Source organism: Tenacibaculum aquimarinum (assembly GCF_022478115.1).
In the GTDB taxonomy this organism is placed as follows: Bacteria; Bacteroidota; Bacteroidia; order Flavobacteriales; family Flavobacteriaceae; genus Polaribacter; species Polaribacter aquimarinum_A.
On sequence record NZ_JAKGSC010000003.1, the window covers coordinates 157,251 to 177,713 of the forward strand.

The following is a 20,463-nucleotide window of genomic DNA, read 5'->3' on the forward strand; positions in this document are numbered from 1 at the left end:
AGATATAGCGGAAAGCAGGAATAGCTTCAAATAAAAAAGAGAACAAAAAAATATTTTTGCTCTCTTAAATTTATGTTGAAATTGTTGTGTTTATTTAGTGTTCGCAATCCATTTATCAATTTTAGCCTCTAATAAAGCTAACGGAATACAACCTGTTTCTAAAACTTGGTTGTGAAACTCACGAATATCAAATTTATTACCCATTTGCTTTTTAGCTTTTGCACGTAACTCACGTATTTTTAATTGACCAATTTTATACGATAAAGCTTGCCCTGGATTAGCCATATAACGTTCAATTTCCGAAATAATACTAGCTTCACTTTCTGCTTCATTTTCTAAAGAATATTGAATTGCTTTTTCTCGAGACCAACCTTTTGCATGCATTCCGGTATCTACAACTAACCTAATTGCTCTATGCATTTCCATACCTAACATTCCAAAATATTGATATGGATCTGTGTATAAACCTAATTCTTTTCCTAAATTTTCTGTGTATAAAGCCCAACCTTCGCCATAAGCACTATACCACAATGTTTTTCTGAAATCTGGTAAATCTTGATTTTCTTGCGTTAATGAAATTTGATAATGATGTCCAGGAATTGCTTCGTGTAAAAACAACGCTTCGTCAGAAAATACATTGTATTTTGAAGCATCTGGAATTGGTGTATAAAAAACTCCAGGTCTTGTTCCGTCTAAAGAACCAGGATTGTATTCTGCACTTGCAGAAGCTTCTCTAAATTTTTCTGTTTGTTTTACCACAAACGGAGTTTTAGGTTTATTGCCAAATAATTTTTCTAATTGCGGCTTCATTTTTTCATGAATTGCATTAAAGTTGTCCAAAATTTCTTTCGGATTTTTATAAGGCATCAATTCTTTATTTTCTCTAACAAAGTTGAAGAAATCTTTTAAACTTCCTTTAAAACCAACTTGTGTTTTTACTTTTTTCATTTCCGATAAAATTCTTGAAACTTCGCTTAAACCAAGTTTATGAATTTCATTAGCCGTCATGTTTGTGGTTGTGTAATTTTTAATAGCGTGTTTGTAATACGTTATTCCGTCTGGAATTGAACCAATACCACTGCTTTTTCTACCTGCTTTTAAATACTTGGTTGATAAAAAAGTGTGCATTGAATTAAAAATAGGAATCAATTTATCATCTAACATGTTAGTGTACTTTCTTGTCAATTCCTTTTTATCATCAGCAGAAAAACTATCAGGAAAATTTTTGATAGGAGCATAAAATAAATGTTCCGTTGTTTTAGTTTTTGCTAAACCTTTAAACTGTGGAATTACTTTTTTTATTAATGAAGTTGGTAATACATAACCCTCTTTAACTCCTTGGTGCATGTTTTTAATTGCGGTTTGCATCCAGCTATAAAAACCATCCAATCTACCTAACCAGTTTTCGTAATCTTGTACGGTTTTAAAAGGTTGTGCGCTGCTTCCGCTTGCTAATTGTCCCATTGTTAAATTTATGGTCCACATTTGGTTTATAGGCATTAAAGCATCATTCTTAAAGCTATTTTGTGCCAAAGCCATGTCGCAATCCCAATCTAAAACAGCTTTACTCATTTGCTGACTTTCCGTTAAAGAATCGTCTTTAAAATCGTTTAGTTTTGCTTTGTATACAGTATAAAAATCTTTCGTTTTTAGTTGATACTCTTTAGATAATGTATTTGGGAATTGATCGTTAAAACGATTGTCTCCTGCATAAGTTGCATTAATTGGGTTTAACACTAATTTACCTTCGTTGTAGTCTTTTAAAAGTTGATTAAATTCAGTGTTTTCTGAAATTGTTTTTGCTTCATTTGATGTTTCATTTTTACAAGAAACAAGTACTAATGAAATTGCAAAAATAGATAGAAGTATTTTTTTCATTTTGAGTTGTAATTGATTTTACACAAATATACAAAACAAAAAACCTCTCTGTTTTCACAAAGAGGTTTTATAATTTATCTATGGCTATTTGCCACTACTTAATTAACTCGTAAGAACGTTTAATAAAGTTTGTTAACTCTTCTCCATGTAATAGGTTTTGAGATAATTTTGCTAAATCAAATGCTTGCGTAGTTAAACGCTTTTGATCTTCCGCTTTAGCGTTTAAAATTTCAGAAACTAACGGGCTGTTTGTATTTACAACTAAGTTGTACATTTCTGGTAAATTACCCATTCCCATTATTCCGCCACCGCCGCCAGACGCTTGCATTTCTTTCATTCTACGCATAAATTCTGGAACCGTAATTAAGAACGGAGAAGCAGCAGAATCCATAGCTTCTAATTGAACTGTATACGTTTTGTTATTTACAGCACCTTCAATAACTGGTTTTAATTTCTCTTTTTCTTCATCAGAAAGTTTAGAGATAACCGTTTCATCTTTTTTAATTAAGTTGTCAATAAAGTCTGCATCTACACGAGTAAACTGAATTTTAGCATCGCCAGAAGTTTCTAATTTCTGCATTAAATGAGAAATAATTGGAGAGTCTAATAACAATACTTCATACCCTTTTGCAGTTGCATCTTGGATATAACTGTGTTGTGCGTCTTTGTTAGAAGCGTATAATATTACGTGATTACCATCTTTGTCTGTTTGTGCGTCTTTTGTTTTTTCAATGAATTCATCAAACGTAAAGTATGTATCTGCAACTGTTGGATATAAGGCAAATTTCTTCGCTTTGTCAAAGAATTTATCTTCAGACAACATTCCGTATTCAATAATTACTTTAATATCGTTCCATTTTGTTTCAAAATCGGCTCTGTCTTTTTTGAATAGAGAACTTAATTTATCGGCTACTTTTTTAGTGATATAACCCGATATTTTTTTAACAGCACCATCTGCTTGTAAACCAGAACGAGAAACGTTTAATGGAATGTCTGGAGAATCGATAACACCTTTTAACATTTGTAAAAAGTCCGGTACAATTCCTTCAACATTATCTGTTACATAAACCTGATTTTGATACAATTGGATTTTGTCCTTTTGCATGTCTAAATTCTGAGATAACTTAGGGAAAAATAAAATTCCTGTTAAGTTAAACGGATAATCTACATTTAAATGAATGTGGAATAAAGACTCTTCAAACTGTGTTGGATACAATTCTCTGTAGAAATTAGTATAATCTTCATCCGATAAATCTGCAGGCGCTTTTGTCCAAGCAGGTTCTGTATTGTTGATAATTGCGTCTACTTCAATTTGCTTGTGAGGTTCTGTTGTTTCTTTCCCTTCAGCATCAGTTGTAGTTTGTGGCGTAAAATCTGGATCGTTAACTTGCTTAGTTCCAAATTTAATTGGTACTTGGTTAAAACGATTGTATTTATTTAATAAACCACCAATTTTAGCTTCTTCTAAAAACTCTAAAGAATCTTCTGCAACGTGTAAAATAATTTCGGTTCCTCTGTCAGATTTGTCGTGTGCTTCTAAAGTAAATTCAGGAGAACCATCACATGTCCAATGTGCAGCAGGTTCATCTTTAAAAGATTTTGTAATTAATTCAACTTTATCTGCAACCATAAAAGCAGAATAAAAACCAAGACCAAAATGTCCAATAACACCCGTTTCGTTTTTATCATCTTTATACTTATCTAAAAACTCTTCAGCTCCAGAAAATGCAATTTGGTTGATGTATTTTTCAACTTCATCTGCAGTCATTCCTAAACCTTGATCCTTAATAGTTATGGTTTTTGCCTCTTTGTTAATGCTAATTTCAATTTTAGCATCGCCTAATTCGGTTTTTGCTTCACCAATAGAAATAAGGTGTTTTAATTTTGTTGTTGCATCTGTTCCGTTAGAAATTAACTCACGTAAAAAGATTTCGTGATCAGAATACAAGAATTTTTTAATCAGTGGAAAAATATTTTCTACCGATACATTAATATTTCCTTTTGCCATTTTATATGTGTTTTGTTTTTGTTACTGTCTCATCGAGCGCAGTCGAGATGTTCTCGATACAAATTTTAATTTCCTTTTGATTTCGACTGCGCTCAATCTGACAAGAAATTAAAATTAACTCGAACTGACAGACAGTTATTGTTTTATAATTTAATATTACAATAGTCAAAAAAAATACCAAATGTTATTTTGTGACAAGATGACAGAATTACTTTTTAACATCTTAATTTTTTATTACATTTAGAATCTAGAAACTAACTTTTTTTATGAATGATTTAGAATACGATTATGTAATTATTGGAAGTGGTTTTGGAGGTTCTGTAAGCGCTTTGCGTTTGTCTGAAAAAGGCTATAAAGTATTGGTTATAGAAAAAGGAAAATGGTTTAAAGCAGAAGATTTTCCTAAAACAAACTGGAACTTAAAAAAATGGTTGTGGCTTCCTCAAGTAGGCTTACAAGGCTTTTTTAAAATGACTTTTTTAAATCATGTTACAGTACTTTCTGGTGTTGGCGTTGGCGGAGGTTCTTTAACCTACGCAAATACATTACCGGTTCCTAAAGAGCAATTTTTTAAATCTGGAAGTTGGGCAACGTTAAATAATTGGCAAACGGTTTTAGAGCCATTTTATAAAACAGCTTATAAAATGTTGGGTGCAGCAACAAATCCAAGATTAGATGCGTCTGATTTAGCAATAAAAGATTTAGCAAAAGAAATAGGGAAAGAAGACCATTTTGAAGCTTCTAAAGTAGCTGTTTATTTTGGTGAAGCTGGTAAAACTGTAGAAGATCCGTATTTTGGAGGAAAAGGACCAACAAGAACTGGTTGTGTGCATTGTGGCGCTTGTATGACAGGTTGTAAGTATAATTCTAAAAATACCTTAGATAAAAACTACTTGTATTTAGCCCAACAGTTAGGCGCTAAAATTAGTGCCGAAAAAGAAGTAATAAATGTAACACCAATAGGAAATGAAGATGGCTCTAATGGTTATACAATTGAATATAAAGCAAAATTAGGAAAGAAATCTAAAGGAAAAGTTACCACAAAAGGCGTGTTATTTTCTGGCGGAGTTATGGGAACAGTTCCATTATTATTAGAATTAAAAGATAAAAGTTTACCAAACTTATCCGACAAAGTTGGTTGTAATATTCGTACAAATAACGAGTCTTTATTAGTAATGACTTCCACCGAAAAAAAGCATAAAGATTATTCTAAAGGAATAGCAATTGGTTCTGTTTTACATACGGATGAAAACAGCCATTTAGAACCTGTTCGTTATGGAGAAGGTTCTAGTTTTTTTAGAACATTAACAGTTCCTACAATTCATAATAAATTTGTTTTATTTAGACTTTTAGGAATGTTCGGAATTATATTAAAAAAACCAGTATTGTTTTTAAAAACACTGTTCGCAAAAAACTATGCAAAAAGAACAACGGTTTTATTGTTTATGCAAACTTTAGACAGCACTTTGCGTATTAAAAGAGGTTCGCTTACAAGAATGAAAACAGTAACTGAAGGAGGCGAAAAACCAAATGCGTTTATTCCAGAAGCGTTAACATTAGGAAAAAAGTTTGGTAAATTGGTTAAGGCAATTCCGTATGCAAATGTTACCGATGTTATCTTAGGAAGCCCAACAACAGCACATATTTTAGGTGGCGCTGTAATGGGAGAAAATAAAAATAGTGGTGTTATTGATAAGGAATGTAACGTGTTCGGATATAAAAACATGCTAGTTTGCGATGGTTCTATGATTTCTGCGAATCCAGGTGTAAATCCATCATTATCTATAACGGCAATTTCGGAATATGCAATGAGTAAAATTCCGACAAAAAAATAAACACAAATAAAAATTGTAATTCATGTTAAATTTATCAGTTTTATTAGAAAATAGTGCATCAAAATATCCAAACAAAACGGCATTTACGTTTATGGATACTTCAATAAGTTTTGCACAAACCAATGCAGTAGCAAATCAAGTTGCAAACGGATTAGTAGCAATAGGAATTAAGCCAGGCGATAAAGTAGCTTTAAGTTGTTTTAACCTGCCTTATTTTCCAATAATTTACAACGGTATTTTAAAAGCAGGAGCAACCGTAGTTCCGTTAAGTGTTTTGTTAAAAGAAGACGAAGTACATTATCATTTAGAAAACAGTGAAGCCAAAGCTTATTTCTGTTTTTTAGGAACAGAAGATTTACCAATGGGTAAAATGGGTTTAGCAGGTTTTAGTAAAGCTAAAAAATGCGAAAACTTCTTTATGATTATGCCAAAGCCAGAAATGCCATCACCAATTGAAGGTGTAAAAACATTAGGCAGTTTAATAGCAAAACAACCCGTTACTTTTGATACCGTTCCAACAAGTGCAACAGACACAGCAGTAATTGTGTATACATCTGGAACCACAGGAAAACCAAAAGGAGCAGAGTTGTCTCACAGTAATTTAATGCAAAACACTGTTTTAAGTGCAGATTTGTTTGATTGTAATAAAGACGATAAACTATTAATAGTATTGCCGTTATTTCACATTTTTGCAATGACAGTTATGATGAATACGGGACTTTACAGAGGTGCAACTTCCGTATTATTACCTCGTTTTGATGCAAAAACAGTCTTAGATTTATTGGAAGCACATAGTATTACCGTTTTTGCAGGTGTACCAACAATGTATTGGGGAATAAATAGTTACTTGGAAACTTCAGATTATAATATTGAAAAAATTAGAAAAGGCTTAAAAATGTGTGTTTCAGGTGGCGCATCATTACCTGTTGCCGTTTTAGAGAAGTTTGAAGAACGTTTTGATGTGCCAATTTTAGAAGGTTTTGGAATGTCTGAAGGTTCGCCAGTAATAACCTTTAATCAAGTAGATGTTGGTAGAAAACCAGGTTCTGTAGGAACGCCAGTTTGGGGAGTTCAAGTACAATTGGTAGATGAAAACGGAAACGAAGTTCCGCAAGGTGAAAAAGGAGAGTTGGTTTATAAAGGACACAATGTTATGAAAGGTTATTATAACAATCCAGCCGCAACTGCAGAAACAATTAAAAACGGTTGGTTGTATTCTGGAGATATTGCAGTAAAAGATGAAGACGGATTCTTTTTTATTGTAGATAGAACTAAAGATATGATTATTCGTGGAGGTTTAAATATTTATCCAAGAGAAGTAGAAGCTGTAATGATGAAGCACCCGGCAGTTTCAATGGCAGCAGTTATTGGTGTTCCGCATGAGCAAATGGGCGAAGAAGTAAAAGCATTTGTAATTTTAAAAGAAAATGCTATTGCTACAGAAGAAGAATTAAAACAATTTACAAAAGACCATATTGCGGCTTATAAATATCCAAGAATTATAGAAATAACAAAAACATTACCAACGAGCGCAACTGGTAAAATCCTTAAAAAAGAACTTAGAAAGTTATAAAACACTTCTTTTTTTAAGTAAAAACTCATTTAATGTTGACTTTGTACGAATTATATAAAAAACGTACTTTTACACCCTTAAATATTACAAACAACTAAATTAACAACAACAAAAAATATGTATACTTCAAAAATAACGGGTTTAGGCTATTACGTTCCAGAAAACGTAGTAACTAACGACGATTTAAAGCAATGGATGGACACTTCTGATGAATGGATTCAAGAACGTACCGGAATTAAAGAACGCCGTTGGATAGACCCAAAAACAGAAGATACAACTGCCGTAATGGGAGCAAAAGCTGCCAGAATAGCTATTGAACGCGCAGGTTTAACCAAAGACGATATCGATTTTATTGTATTTGCAACCTTAAGTCCAGATATGTATTTTCCTGGAGGTGGCGTACAAGTACAAGATATTTTAGACATGCCAACAATTGGTGCCTTAGATGTGCGTAACCAATGTTCTGGTTTTATTTATTCTATGTCTGTTGCAGATCAGTTTATAAAAACCGGAATGTATAAAAACATTTTAGTAATTGGAGCAGAAAATCATTCTGGTGGTTTAGAGCGTTCTACGCGTGGTCGTGGTGTTACTGTAATTTTTGGAGATGGAGCAGGAGCAGCCGTTTTATCTCGTTCGGAAGATGCAAGTAGAGGTATTTTATCTTCTCATTTACATTCGGAAGGAAAACATGCTAAGAAATTAGTTTTAGAAGGACCTTCTACACAACGTTGGGTACCAGAAATTTTAGAAAAGAACGATCCAGAAGATCAAACGTATTTTCCGTATATGGACGGACAATTTGTATTTAAACATGCAATTACACGTTTTTCTGAAGCAATAAACGAAGGTTTAGAAGCAAACAACTTACAGAAAGAAGATATAGATATGTTAATACCGCACCAAGCAAATTTACGTATCGCGCAATTTATACAGAAGAAGTTTCAGTTACCAAACGATAAAGTATATAACAACATACAAAAGTACGGTAATACAACTGCAGCCTCTGTAATTATTGCATTAACGGAAGCTTGGGAAAAAGGTAAAATTAAAGACAACGATTTAGTGGTTCTTGCTGCTTTTGGTAGTGGTTTTACTTGGGGTTCTGTTATTATTAAATGGTAATACTTAAAGTTTATAAATTGAAAAACCGAAACTATTTAGTTTCGGTTTTTTTTATGGGTTAATTTTGAAGGTTCGCTAACGTTTCGGCTATGGTTAGTACGGGAATTCAGAAAACTGAACTTTCGGTTAAGCACTTAGCCAAAACTTTTTATTTTGTTTTATCTTTTCATTTTAAAGCCAAATCAAAAGATTTGGCGGACTTGGTTTAAAGCTCTAAACTTTGGGTTAAGCACCGAAACCCGTATTAACTATAGCCATTGTTAGCAACTGTTATTTTGGAAATAAGACACTATCTTCATAGTTAAGCACTTTCGTTCGTAAATCTTTTTCATTATCAATTATACGACTAACAGAATAAATTAGGGTGTTGAACTCTTCCATCATTTCTTTTTCTTGATATTCCAAATCTTTTCTTTTATGTAAATGAATCCTATTACATTTTGGATTATCTAACACCTCTTTTAAAAGCGTCTTATCTGTTTGACTTAAAGAATGACCTAAAATTGAAACATCATAATCTTCAAAATACTCAAGAGCATTATCATAAATATCTACATATTTTTTATTTCTTAAATATTCAAATGTTTTAAAAAATCGTAAATATTCATTTTCTCCAGATTCCTTAATTTTTTTATAATTTGGGTCTTTGTCATTTCCATAACCAAAAATAATATCCTTAGAATCTATATCTCCGTGTATATAGTTGATTTTAGTATTCTGAAAATCATTTTCAAAATAATTTTCAATTGTTAATGTATAGTTGAAGTTAATTATATACAAATTCTCAATACTCTTAAATGAATCTGATTGAAAAAAACGATTTACTTTATGATTTTTTTCAGTTGGGATTGATTTTAAATATTCAAAGAGATATTCTTTAATTTCTATTAAATCTTTGTTTAATTTTTTTATCTCTTCTTTTTTGGGAAGTGAACGAGTAATTTTATTTTCTATTTGGATTATTTCTTGAAAATATGCATTTTCTATGTCAAACCAATTATCATATTTATCATCAAATAGCTTTCCTAAGAAATCATTATTTATTATTTGTTTTATAGTTGATGAGAAGCTTTGCATTGTGTCAGACATCCCCTCGTAATTTTTATTTATTTTATGAGATGTTACTCGTTGTATAAAATTACCTCTATCATTATAAATCGAGTTATTTTTAACTTCTGCAATGAAACCCTTTTTAACAAGAGATTCAGAATAAGTTTGATATTCTGATTCAATTATTGTTTTAGCAATTTTTTTTTCAATTATAAATTTTGCAAAATCATTGTAAGAAGTCTTAAATCTATGAGCTAAATCAAAGCCATTTCCAATAATTAAAATTAAGTTTTTAGATTTTAAGTTCATAATTAGGGTAATAGTTGCTAACTTAAATGATATGTCGAGTTTTAATTCAATACATCAGAAGTCAGCAATTTTTTATAAATATAATAAATTCACTTTACAAAACGCCACCACTTCCTTCGGTTTCGTTTTTTTCTCTTTCTTTTCGTTTTCTAGCTTTAAACTTGTTACTTCCAAAATTGTAGGTAAAACCTAAATATACGGTTCTAAATTCAGTTTTAAAATAACCTGTTTGTGCAAAAGGGTTTGTAGAGGTAAAATCTACAATTAAAGTGTTAAAAATATCGGTTCCGTTTAATGTTATTGCGCCTTTGTCTTTTAATACAGACAATTTTGCACCAGCATTAAAGGTGTAATAAGGTTCTACATTAAACTGTACGGTTTTGTTGTTACCAACATAAGTACCCGAAAACTGCAACGATAATTTTTTAGAAGCTTTAAAACTGTTACTCATTTGTGCAATAAACAAGGTGTTTTCTACAGTAATATTTTGGTTGTTTACCAATCCGTTTTTGTCTTGCATATACATATTTAATGAAGGAGAAAAGGTCCACCATTTTACAGGTTTTAAACTTGCGTAGGCTTCAAAACCATAACTGTCTGAGTTGTTATAGTTTTCATAAGAAATAAGCTGTCTGTCTATATTATTGGCATCAATACTTATATTTCTACCAATTTGGTCGGAAACACGTCTATAAAAGGTGCCAAAATACAAATAACCAGTTTCTATATTTCTGGTGTAGTTTAGCTCAAAAGAATTGGTAAACTGTGGTGCTAATTGTTGGTTTCCGGTAGATATTGTTAAAGGCGAAGTCCATTCTTGTATTGGAGAAACTTGCTCTATAGAAGGTCTGTCTACTCTGCGGCTATAACTTAGTTGAAACTCGTTTGTATCATCTGGAAAATAGGTTAAAAATGCCGACGGATACACGCTAAAAATTTCATCTGTATAAGGAGCCGTTAAACCTTGTTGTGTGTTGCTAAAAATACCTTCCACATTAAACTGCTCAAAACGCAAACCTGCTTGTAAAGAGAATTTGCTAAAATCTTTGTTATAATTTACATACGCGGAATATATTTCTCTATCGTACGTAAAATTGGTGTTTCCTCTCTCGGTTGTTGCAGGTGTTCCACCAGTTTCAACTTCTTGGTCGGTTATAATATTGTTAAACGTTTTTTGCGTGTTAGATTCTAAACCGAATTCTAATTTTTCGGTATCAGAAAATGGTTTTGTATAATCTAAATTAATAAGCCAAGAATCGGTGTTGTTTGTAATATTATTGGTGTAATTGTATAATTTAGAACTTGGGTTTATCAATTCTCTATTCGTATCAATTTCCGGACTTTTAGTTTGTGTAAAATTGGCTTCCAATTCTAATGCTTGTCCTAAACTGTCTAAAGCAATTTTATAATTTGCATTGTAGGTACTTTCGCTAACATCAAACACAGAAAGGTTTGGTGTGTGCAAAATTAAGTTGTTGTTTTCTAGTGTTTGTGTGTTGGTTGTAAAATCGGTTTTGCTTAAATTTTGCGTTGTATAAATTGAAAATGTGTTGTTGTCGTTTATATAAATGTCGGTTCCAACTTTTATAACTTGATCTACAGTATCGTCTAAAAAATCTATTTGTTGATGTAAATTTTTATCGGTTCTAGAAAGCTCGCTTATGGTTTCGTATTTTCCCCAATCTACATTGTAATTTCCGTAGAAATTAAATTTACCTGTTCTATAATTAAGATTAATTGCACCCGTTGGTCTGGTATTTTCTCCTTGCGTTACGCCAAGTGTTACAGAACCATTAAAACCTAATTGTGTGTTCTTTTTTAAGATGATGTTTATAATTCCGCTCATTCCTTCAGGATTGTGTTTTGCTGAAGGATTGGTAATTAATTCAATACTTTTTATTGATGAAGATGGAATTTGTTTTAAAATCTGAGAAGACGATAAATTAGATGGTTTTCCATCAATTAAAACACGTACATTTTCATTTCCCCGAAGTGAAACCGAACCCGATTGTAAGTTTACACTCACAGACGGAATATTTTGCATCATTTGCAAAGCATTGGTTCCTGCGGCAGATAAATCTTTACCAACATTTACAACACGTCTGTCTATTTTCTGAACAATAGAAGTGGTTTCTGCTTGTATTTCTACTTGATTTAAAAGTGTTGTGTCTTCTTGTAAAGAAAGTGTACCTAAATTAAGTTGCAAGTTTTCTGATGTAAAATCTACTTGTTTACTAATGGTTTTGTAGCCAATAAACTGAATTTCGATTTTAGTTTTACCTAACGGAAGTTTGTCAACCAAAAACTGACCTTTTTCGTTAGAAATAGTTCCATTTATAATGGAATCGTTAACATTTTTACAAATAATGTTTACATAAGAAAGTGCTTCTTTAGTAGAAAAATCTATAATACTTCCAGAAACAGCTGCTTCTTGAGAAAATAAATTTAGCGTACCAAAAAAAAGCAGGATTAGAGGGAGCTTTTTCATACTAGCTAGCAATTGATTAGAGAGTAAAAGTACTAAAAAAATGTTAAAAAAAGAAACCGCAATCTGTATAACAAATTGCGGTTTTATTAAAATGGATTCTTCTAAACTATTTTAGAAACCTCCAGTATTTTGTTTTTCATTGTCATCTCTTTGACGTCTTTGTTTTGCTTTGTTTTTTCCAGAACCAAAACGGTAGTTAAAACTTAAGTTTGCACTCTGGCTTTCCCAATTAAATTGCCCGTTTTGTACATAAGGTCTTGTTGAGTTGAAACCAAATTTCATACCTCTAAAAATATCATTTACTCTAAAGCCAATAGTTCCTTTTCCTTTTAAAACATTTAAGCTTGCTCCGGCATTTATCATCCACATTTCTTTTGTTTTCCATTGAATGTCTTCTCCAGGACCACGATACATAGCAAATAATTGAAATCTTAAATTTTTAGTTGCTGTAAAACTATTACTTACACGTGCGTTAAACGTTTCGTTTGTTACTTCAATTCTTTGAGAATTTGGGTCGCTTAAATCTACTGTTCCAAATTGTTTTTGCGAGTAAAAATCCATACTAGAGTTTATACGCCACCAGTTGTTTACCTTATAGTTTGCAGAAAACTCAAGTCCATAAGAACTAGTGTCATCAAAATTAGCATACGATAATATTTGGCGTACATTACTATTATCTGAAGGATCTGCATAGGTAGCTCTAGAAATAGCGTCGCTAATTTCACGATAAAAAGTACCAAAAGTTAAGGATCCGTTTTTAATTTTACGTGTATAATTTACTTCATAAGAATTTGTAAACTGAGGAACTAAATCTGCGTTTCCAATAGAAGTTATAAGCGGAGTACTCCATTCTCTAATTGGGTTTACTTGCTGTATACTTGGTCTATCTACTCTTTGGCTATAACTTAACTGAAATTGGTTTTTATCAGAAGGGTTATAAGTGAAAAATGCAGAAGGATAGACTGTAAATATTTCATCCGTTACTTTTTCTGAAGGTAAAGTTTCTTGATTAAAGTTTCCTTCAATATTATATTGTTCTAATCTTGCACCTAATTGCATCGTTAATTTTCCAAATTTATGTCCATAATTAACATAACCAGAGAAAATATCTCTATCATAATTAAAAGAAGAATTATTAAAACCTGCTTGCGTAGTTAAGTTTGTGTTTTCAGTTAAGTTTTGTCTAAACTCTAAACCTAACTCTAGTTTTCCATTTTCTGAAACAGGGTTTGTATAATCTAAGTTTAATAAGGTGTTTTTTCGTTCACTATTTATATCATTTATATAATCATTTCCAGTAGCTACTAAAAAACTATTGCTTAAAAAAATAGGTGTATTGTTTTTAGAATACGTAGCTTCTAATTCAATATTGTGTCCTTTATCGTCAAAATCGTGCTTAAAGTTAATGTTATAAGCTTGGTTTTTACTGTCAGATATTTGAGAGTTAGGAGAATGTTCTATAACATTGTTAGAAGCATCTGTAATTATTGCTCTTCCGTTAGCATTACTTGTAGACCAGTTTTGTGTGGTGTAAAATGATAAGGTGTTTTTGTCATTTAAGTAAATATCTGCTCCAAGTTTTAATAAATGAGACTGATTATCATTTATAAATTTAAAATTTTGATTATTTACAGATGGTCTATCAATGAAACCATAGTTATAGTTTTCTCCACCGTTGTAACCATAATTTCCAAAGAAATTTACTTTACCAGTTTTATAGTTCATGTTTGTAGAAGCATTGTAACGAACATAATGGCCAGCAGTAATTCCTGTATTTATAGATCCGTTAAAGCCCATGTTTGCGTTTTTGTTTAGAATTATATTTATAATTCCGCTCATTCCTTCTGGATTGTATTTTGCTGAAGGGTTTGTAATTAATTCCACGCTTTTTATTGAAGTAGATGGTATTTGTTTTAATAATTGAGCAGCGCTCATATTAGTTGGTTTTCCATCTACAAGTACACGTACATTTTCGTTTCCACGTAAACTAATGTTACCAGTTTGGCTGTCTACACTTACAGATTGTACATTATTTAATAATTCTGATGCAGTTGTACCTGCAGAAGTTAAATCTTTACCAACATTAATAACCTTTCTATCTACTTTTTGTACAACTGTAGAGGTTTCTGCTCGTACAACAACTTCATCTAATGTAGTTGCGTCTTCAACCAAAGAAATGGTTCCTAAAGCAATGTTTTTCTTTTTTGAAGTAATATTTATTTTCTTGGTAATAGTTTTATATCCTATAAATTGAATTTCAACTAAACTGCTTCCTCTTGGAATATCTTTAATTTTAAAAATTCCGTTATCATCTGTTATACCTCCAGTAAGTACTTTATTTGCGGTATCTCTAATAATAATGTTTACATAAGGTAAAGCTTCTTTGGTGTTGTTGTCTATTACTTTACCAGAAATTATTCCTGGTTTTGGTAATTTGTCTTTGGCTAATTGCGCAAATGAATTTACGGTTACGGTTAGTAACAAAAACAGTAGTATTTTTTTCATTTAAATTTAGTTATTTGTGTTTTATTGATGCTATATAGACGAGGCAATTTGTATTTTTGTTACTATCTTTAACACTGTTTAACGTAATATTAACATATGAAAAATGTAACACTAGTTTTGGGAGCTTCTTTAAAAACGGAACGCTATTCTAATAAGGCAATTAAGAAATTAATAGCACATAAATATGCTGTTGAAGCTATTGGTCTAAGAGAAGGTGAAGTAGGAGGAGTCTTTATAAATAAGGAAAAAATTAAGTTTTCTACAATAGATACGGTAACGTTATATTTAAACCCAAGTAGGCAAGAAGAATATTACGATTACATTATAAGTTTAGCGCCAAGACGTGTTATTTTTAATCCTGGAACAGAAAATTTTGAGTTTATGAAACTATTAAAGGAACATAAAATTGAAAGTGAAATTGCATGTACGTTGGTGTTGTTAGCAACCAATCAATATTGATAGAAAAGTTAGTTTTCTGTCATTCCGAACTTGTTGGGAATCTCATCAAATGAAATCTAAATTTTGAAAAGATTTCTGCCTACGTAGGAATGACAAATCGTTAAAATTGTGTTGAGAGCTACTTTAAACAGTAAAACTTTTGCCCGCTTCTGCATTTTCTACAGTTGAAAAAACTGCTTCTGCTTCGGTTTTAAAATCTTCAATATTAGGATATCTACTAGAATAATGTCCAACAATTAGTTTACCAACGTCAGCATCTCTTGCAATAATACCTGCTTGTTTTGCGGTTGAGTGTTTCGTTTTTTCGCACAAATCTTCACGGTCATTTAAAAAAGTAGCTTCGTGGTATAGTAAATCTACATTTTTAATAATAGGAACTATGTCTGGTTTATACATGGTATCGCTACAATATGCATAGCTTTTTGGCTTTTCTGGAGCCGAAGTTAACATGGAATTTGGTAAAACTTCACCAGAAGATAAGGTAAAATCTCTACCAGCTTTTATATTATTATAATCGCAGGTTTCAATTTCTTTGTAGGTTTTAACTACATCAATATTTAAACCTCTAGGTTTTGGTTTTTCTTTAAAAAGAAATCCGTTTGTATAAACTCTGTGCGTTAGAGGTATTGTTGTTACGCTAACTTTATCATCTTCAAAAATAAGTTCACTTTCTGTTGAAGTTAATTCATGAAAAATTAATTGATAACTGGTCCAAGATTTTGATAGTTTTAATTGTAAAACCGTTACTTCTTTAATGCCTTTTGGGCCATAAACATGTAAATCTTTTTCTCTTCCTAGAATTCCAAAAGTACTAATTAAACCAATTAGTCCAAAGAAATGATCTCCGTGTAAATGGGAAATAAAAATATGATTAATTTTAGAGAAACCAACCTTATACTTTCGCATTTGGCGTTGTGTGCCTTCGCCACAATCAATAATAAAATGACTGTTGTTAATTTCTAAATGTTGCGACGTTGGATGTGCATTTATACGAGGAGTTGCAGAGTGGCAACCTAAAATAGTGAGTTTTAAACTCATTTTATAACAAAGCGTTTAGAGTGTGTTTTGTTTACAGTTTGAATAGCATAAATATACATGCCCGATTTTAAATCGTTTTTATGAAATGGAATTGTATTTCTACCTTCTTTAACCTTAATTACTTTATTATAAACCGTTTTTCCTAAAACGTTTTTTACAATAAAAAAGGCTTCTTGAGGCTGGTTTGATTCAAAAGAAATTGTTGTAGAGTTTACAAATGGATTAGGCGAAGTAACTAACTTGTCAATAGTTTTTTCTTGGGAAAAAGCAATGACAGAAATCAGTAAGAATACTATTAAGAGTAATTTTTTCACCATGCATTATTTGTTAAAAAAGGCATTTAATTAAAAGCCTAAATCACGTTGAATTTCTTCCATTTCAAAAACATCTATTGCTTCAACTAAGGTTGGTACAATGTTAAACCATTCTGGAAATTTATCAACATCAATATTTTCTTTAATAACTACAAAACTTGTGCCATTTTGTTGATGTTGTTCAGCGTATTTCAAAAATACAAAAAGTTCATCTTCTGTAGTGTTAAGACTTTCAGAAAGTTGAATAATTAGGTGTTTTTCTTTTAAATCGGTGTGTTTCTCTTCAAAAATGGCTAAAAAATCAGTAAATTTTAACTTTTCTGAAGATATAAGTGTGTAATTTTCTTTTTCCTCAATGTGCATTTATTATCTTTTAATCTGTTGCGCCAATAAATAAATAACTGCCATTCTTACGGCAACTCCGTTTTCAACCTGATTTAATATGATTGATTGGTCAGAATCTGCAACGTCACTTGTAATTTCTACACCACGGTTTATTGGTCCTGGATGCATTATTACAATTTTCTTGCCAAGGTTGTCTAATATTTCTTGGTTAATTCCAAATAGTTGTGTGTATTCTCTAGTGGAAGGGAAGTAGTTAATTGCCATTCTTTCGTTTTGTACACGTAAAACATTGGCAACATCACACCATTCTAGGGCTTTTTTAAGGTTGGTTTCTACTTCTACGCCTAAACTTGTAATATACTTAGGAATTAACGTTGTTGGTCCGCAAACTTTAACTTTTGCGCCTTGTAATTGTAATGCAAAAATATTTGATAAGGCTACACGAGAATGTAAAACATCACCAACAATTACTATTTTCTTTCCTTTAACAGAACCTAATTTTTCTCTTATTGAATAGGAATCTAATAAAGCTTGTGTTGGGTGTTCGTGTGTTCCGTCTCCGGCATTTATAATTTTTGCATCTACGTGTTTAGATAAGAAAACACCAGCACCAACATTTGGATGACGCATAACAACAATATCTACTTTCATAGCAAGTATGTTGTTAACGGTATCAATTAAAGTTTCTCCTTTTTTTACGGAAGATTGACTTGCCGAAAAGTTAATTACATCTGCCGATAAACGTTTTTCTGCCAATTCAAAAGATAATTTTGTTCTTGTTGAATTTTCAAAAAATAAGTTGGCAATAGTAATGTCTCTAAGTGAAGGAACTTTTTTAATTGGTCTATTGATAACTGCTTTAAAATGATCGGCAGTTTTAAAAATGAGATCAATATCTTGTTTGTTAAGATATTTTATTCCGAGTAAATGTTCTGTGCTTAAACTCATTTTATTGTTTTTTCACTAAATAAACAGCGTCTTTTTTGTGCTCTTCTTGCCAATTTACAACTACTTTTTCTTCGTTTATGGCATCAACTTGTCTACCTCTGTAGTTTGGTTGAATTGGTAAATGACGACTAAAACGCCTGTCAATTAAAACTAAAAGTTCTATGTTTTCTGGTCTTCCGTAAGATTGTATTGCTGTTAATGCAGATCGTACGCTTCTTCCAGAATACAACACATCATCAATAATAACTACTTTTTTATTTTCAATTAAAAAGTCTATTTGTGTGCTTTCTGCTTCTAAAGGTTCGTCTCTTCGGCGAAAATCGTCTCTGTAAAATGTAATGTCTAATAAACCTAATTGTAAGTCTTTTATTTGGTATTCTTCTTTCAGTAATTTAGCCAATCTTTTTGCTAAAAATCCGCCACGAGGTTGTAACCCAATTAATACAGTATCCGAAAAATTATTGTGATTTTCGATTAACTGACACGCTAATCGATGCAGAATGATATCAATTTCTTTAGAAGTAAGTAGTGTTTTTCTGCTCATATAAGCTATCAGTTTAGGCTAATAGTTCTAAATAACAAAGTTAAGATTTAAAGTTTAAAGCGCAAAGGGTTATGTTGGAAAGTTGAAATAGTTGGAAGTGAGAAGCAGGAAGTTGGAAGGGAGACAAGAAGTTCGTAAATAAGTTTAGCCGCGATTGAAGCGGCATCCTTTTTACTGTAAAAATAAATTAGCGTCATTGCGAGGAACGAAGCAATCTATTACTAATTATGAGATTGCCATAGTTTACAAAAAAGTAAACTTCGCAATGACAGCAGTAAAAAGATACAGCGGAAAGCGGGAAATAGCTACTAAAAACCTAATAAGGTTGCTTTATCTTAAGAATGATGTATCTTTGCAGACTTTTAGAAAACACGAGAAATTATGACCGAATTTATTAGAAAAATAGTTCCGAATGCAAAAGATGATGTTTTAGCAGGAATTACGGTTTCGTTAGCTATGATTCCAGAAGTTGTGGCATTTGCGTTTGTTGCGCAAATTGATCCATTAATGGCACTTTCAGGAGCTTTTATTATTGGTTTAATTACTGCTGTTTTTGGAGGAAGACCAGGTTTAATTTCTGGAGCTGCAGGAGCTGTAGCGGTTATTTTTGTTAGTATGATTGCTGATGGACACACCAAAGGAATGTTGTTTGATGCGCCTATAGAAAATATGGGGTTTTTCTATTTAATGGCTTGTGTGGTGTTAATGGGAATTATTCAAATTTTTGCAGGAGTTTTTAAATTAGGACGTTTTGTACGTTTAATTCCGCATCCAGTAATGATGGGATTTGTGAACGGATTGTCTATCGTTATTTTCCTTGCGCAAGTAAAAATGTTCTCTCATAAATCGTTACAAGTTTCACCTGAAGGCGTAAAAGAGTATGTAAGTACATACATGCAAGGTGCTGAGTTGTATATTATGATTGGTTTGGTTTTACTTACAATGGGTATAATTTGGGGATTGCCAAAAATCACAAAAAAGTTACCTGCAGCATTAACAGCTATTCTAGTTACAACTTTAATTGTTGTTTTTTCTGGAATGGACGTTTCTACCGTTGGTTCTTATATTATTGAAGGTGGTGGAACTGGTTTAAAAGGTGAATTCCCTACGCCAAATATGGATTTATGGAAAAACTTACCATTTAATTTAGATACTTTAAAATTTATTGCTTTACCTGCATTTTTAGCGGCATCGGTTGGTTTAATTGAATCTTTAATGACCATGAATCTTGTTGATGAATTAACAGATACAAGAGGAAACGGAAACCGAGAATGTGTTGCACAAGGAGCTGGAAATATTGTTTCTGGTTTGTTTGGTGGAACTGGTGGTTGTGGAATGATTGGACAAACTGTTATTAATGTAAATGCTGGCGGACGTGGACGTTTATCTGGAATTATGATGGCAGTTACTTTATTGTCTTTCATTTTATTTGCTGATAAATTAATTGAAATGGTGCCAATTGCTGCTTTAGTTGGTGTAATGTTTATGATGGTTATTGAAACTTTTGCTTGGTCTAGTTTTAGAATCTTTAAGAAAATACCAATGTCTGACGCTATAGTACTTGTTACAGTTTCTTTAGTTACCGTATTTGTAGATTTAGCAGTTGCTGTTTTTGTGGGTGTTATTATTTCTGCTTTGGTTTTTGCTTGGGAAAGCGCTAAGAAAATTAGAGCTAGAAAACGTGTTAAAGAAGACGGAACTAAAGTGTACGAAATTTGGGGACCTTTATTCTTTGGAAGTATCCAAGCGTTTAATGATAAGTTTGATGCTAAAAATGATCCAGAAAGCATAGAAATTGATTTTGTTGAAGCTCGTGTTTCTGATCATTCTGCAATAGAAGCAATTTTTAATTTGGTTGAAAAATACCAAGGAGAAGGAAAAACGATTAAATTAAAACACTTAAGCGAAGATTGTAAAGTATTATTATACAAAGCAAGCGATAAATTTCACGATGTAATTGTGGAAGATGTAGACGATCCTCGTTATCATTTAGCGGCAAATCCAGAAGATTTTCCGAAGCCTTTAGGTGAATATAATTTTTAGA

General features: G+C 31.7%; 15 protein-coding genes. 5 read left to right on the plus strand and 10 right to left on the minus strand.

Annotated features, from left to right (window positions below; translation table 11 throughout):
* Nucleotides 1-90 precede the first annotated feature (90 nt).
* A complete protein-coding gene (locus L1S33_RS08885; protein WP_240562056.1) occupies nucleotides 91-1,878 on the minus strand; it encodes a DUF885 domain-containing protein in 1,788 nt (595 codons plus the stop codon).
* A 94-nt stretch (nucleotides 1,879-1,972) separates the two neighbouring features.
* The gene (gene htpG / locus L1S33_RS08890) at nucleotides 1,973-3,886 is read right to left on the minus strand and encodes a molecular chaperone HtpG (RefSeq protein WP_240562057.1); all 1,914 of its coding nucleotides are present in this window, start codon (nucleotides 3,884-3,886) and stop codon (nucleotides 1,973-1,975) included.
* 266 nt (nucleotides 3,887-4,152) lie between these two features.
* Here htpG and L1S33_RS08895 point away from each other — a divergent pair, with 266 nt between their 5' ends.
* The 3 genes from L1S33_RS08895 to L1S33_RS08905 all read left to right on the plus strand — a co-directional run bounded on the left by L1S33_RS08895 (nucleotide 4,153) and on the right by L1S33_RS08905 (nucleotide 8,419).
* On the plus strand, nucleotides 4,153-5,721 hold the full coding sequence (locus tag L1S33_RS08895; protein WP_240562058.1) for a GMC oxidoreductase: 1,569 nt from the start codon (nucleotides 4,153-4,155) through the stop codon (nucleotides 5,719-5,721).
* 22 nt (nucleotides 5,722-5,743) lie between these two features.
* A complete protein-coding gene (locus L1S33_RS08900) occupies nucleotides 5,744-7,294 on the plus strand; it encodes a long-chain-fatty-acid--CoA ligase (RefSeq protein WP_240562059.1) in 1,551 nt (516 codons plus the stop codon).
* Between the two features lie 117 nt (nucleotides 7,295-7,411).
* Nucleotides 7,412-8,419: a 3-oxoacyl-ACP synthase III family protein gene (locus L1S33_RS08905; RefSeq protein WP_240562060.1), complete on the plus strand. Its 1,008-nt coding sequence runs from the start codon at nucleotides 7,412-7,414 to the stop codon at nucleotides 8,417-8,419.
* Nucleotides 8,420-8,689: 270 nt separating this feature from the next.
* On the opposite strand, the gene L1S33_RS08910 is transcribed toward L1S33_RS08905, so the two are convergent.
* The 3 genes from L1S33_RS08910 to L1S33_RS08920 form a co-directional block, all read right to left on the minus strand.
* On the minus strand, nucleotides 8,690-9,778 hold the full coding sequence (locus L1S33_RS08910) for an AbiH family protein (protein WP_240562061.1): 1,089 nt from the start codon (nucleotides 9,776-9,778) through the stop codon (nucleotides 8,690-8,692).
* Between the two features lie 94 nt (nucleotides 9,779-9,872).
* Nucleotides 9,873-12,266: an outer membrane beta-barrel family protein gene (locus L1S33_RS08915; protein WP_240562062.1), complete on the minus strand. Its 2,394-nt coding sequence runs from the start codon at nucleotides 12,264-12,266 to the stop codon at nucleotides 9,873-9,875.
* 111 nt (nucleotides 12,267-12,377) lie between these two features.
* Entirely contained in the window at nucleotides 12,378-14,771 is a 2,394-nt protein-coding gene (locus tag L1S33_RS08920) for a TonB-dependent receptor domain-containing protein (protein ID WP_240562063.1), read from the minus strand.
* 96 nt (nucleotides 14,772-14,867) lie between these two features.
* On the opposite strand from L1S33_RS08920, the gene L1S33_RS08925 reads away from it, so the two are divergent.
* On the plus strand, nucleotides 14,868-15,230 hold the full coding sequence (locus L1S33_RS08925) for a CoA-binding protein (protein WP_240562064.1): 363 nt from the start codon (nucleotides 14,868-14,870) through the stop codon (nucleotides 15,228-15,230).
* A 123-nt stretch (nucleotides 15,231-15,353) separates the two neighbouring features.
* Here L1S33_RS08925 and L1S33_RS08930 read toward each other — a convergent pair whose 3' ends face one another.
* Genes L1S33_RS08930 through pyrR form a run of 5 tightly spaced genes read right to left on the minus strand, consistent with a single transcriptional unit; the run spans nucleotide 15,354 to nucleotide 18,419 of the window.
* Nucleotides 15,354-16,268 (minus strand): ribonuclease Z, encoded by a 915-nt coding sequence (locus L1S33_RS08930; RefSeq protein WP_240562065.1) that lies wholly within the window; start codon nucleotides 16,266-16,268, stop codon nucleotides 15,354-15,356.
* Nucleotides 16,265-16,585, minus strand: a complete 321-nt coding sequence (locus L1S33_RS08935) for a T9SS type A sorting domain-containing protein (RefSeq protein ID WP_240562066.1) — start codon at nucleotides 16,583-16,585, stop codon at nucleotides 16,265-16,267. The genes L1S33_RS08930 and L1S33_RS08935 overlap by 4 nt, the downstream gene beginning before the upstream one ends.
* Nucleotides 16,586-16,612: 27 nt before the next feature.
* Nucleotides 16,613-16,945, minus strand: coding sequence for a hypothetical protein (locus L1S33_RS08940; RefSeq protein ID WP_240562067.1), 333 nt, complete (start codon nucleotides 16,943-16,945; stop codon nucleotides 16,613-16,615).
* Between the two features lie 3 nt (nucleotides 16,946-16,948).
* Entirely contained in the window at nucleotides 16,949-17,875 is a 927-nt protein-coding gene (locus tag L1S33_RS08945) for an aspartate carbamoyltransferase catalytic subunit (RefSeq protein WP_240562068.1), read from the minus strand.
* Nucleotide 17,876: 1 nt separating this feature from the next.
* Nucleotides 17,877-18,419: a bifunctional pyr operon transcriptional regulator/uracil phosphoribosyltransferase PyrR gene (gene pyrR, locus L1S33_RS08950; RefSeq protein WP_240562069.1), complete on the minus strand. Its 543-nt coding sequence runs from the start codon at nucleotides 18,417-18,419 to the stop codon at nucleotides 17,877-17,879.
* A gap of 381 nt (nucleotides 18,420-18,800) precedes the next feature.
* Between pyrR and L1S33_RS08955 the strand changes: the two genes are divergently transcribed.
* Nucleotides 18,801-20,462, plus strand: a complete 1,662-nt coding sequence (locus tag L1S33_RS08955; RefSeq protein WP_240562070.1) for a SulP family inorganic anion transporter — start codon at nucleotides 18,801-18,803, stop codon at nucleotides 20,460-20,462.
* Nucleotide 20,463: the final 1 nt, after the last annotated feature.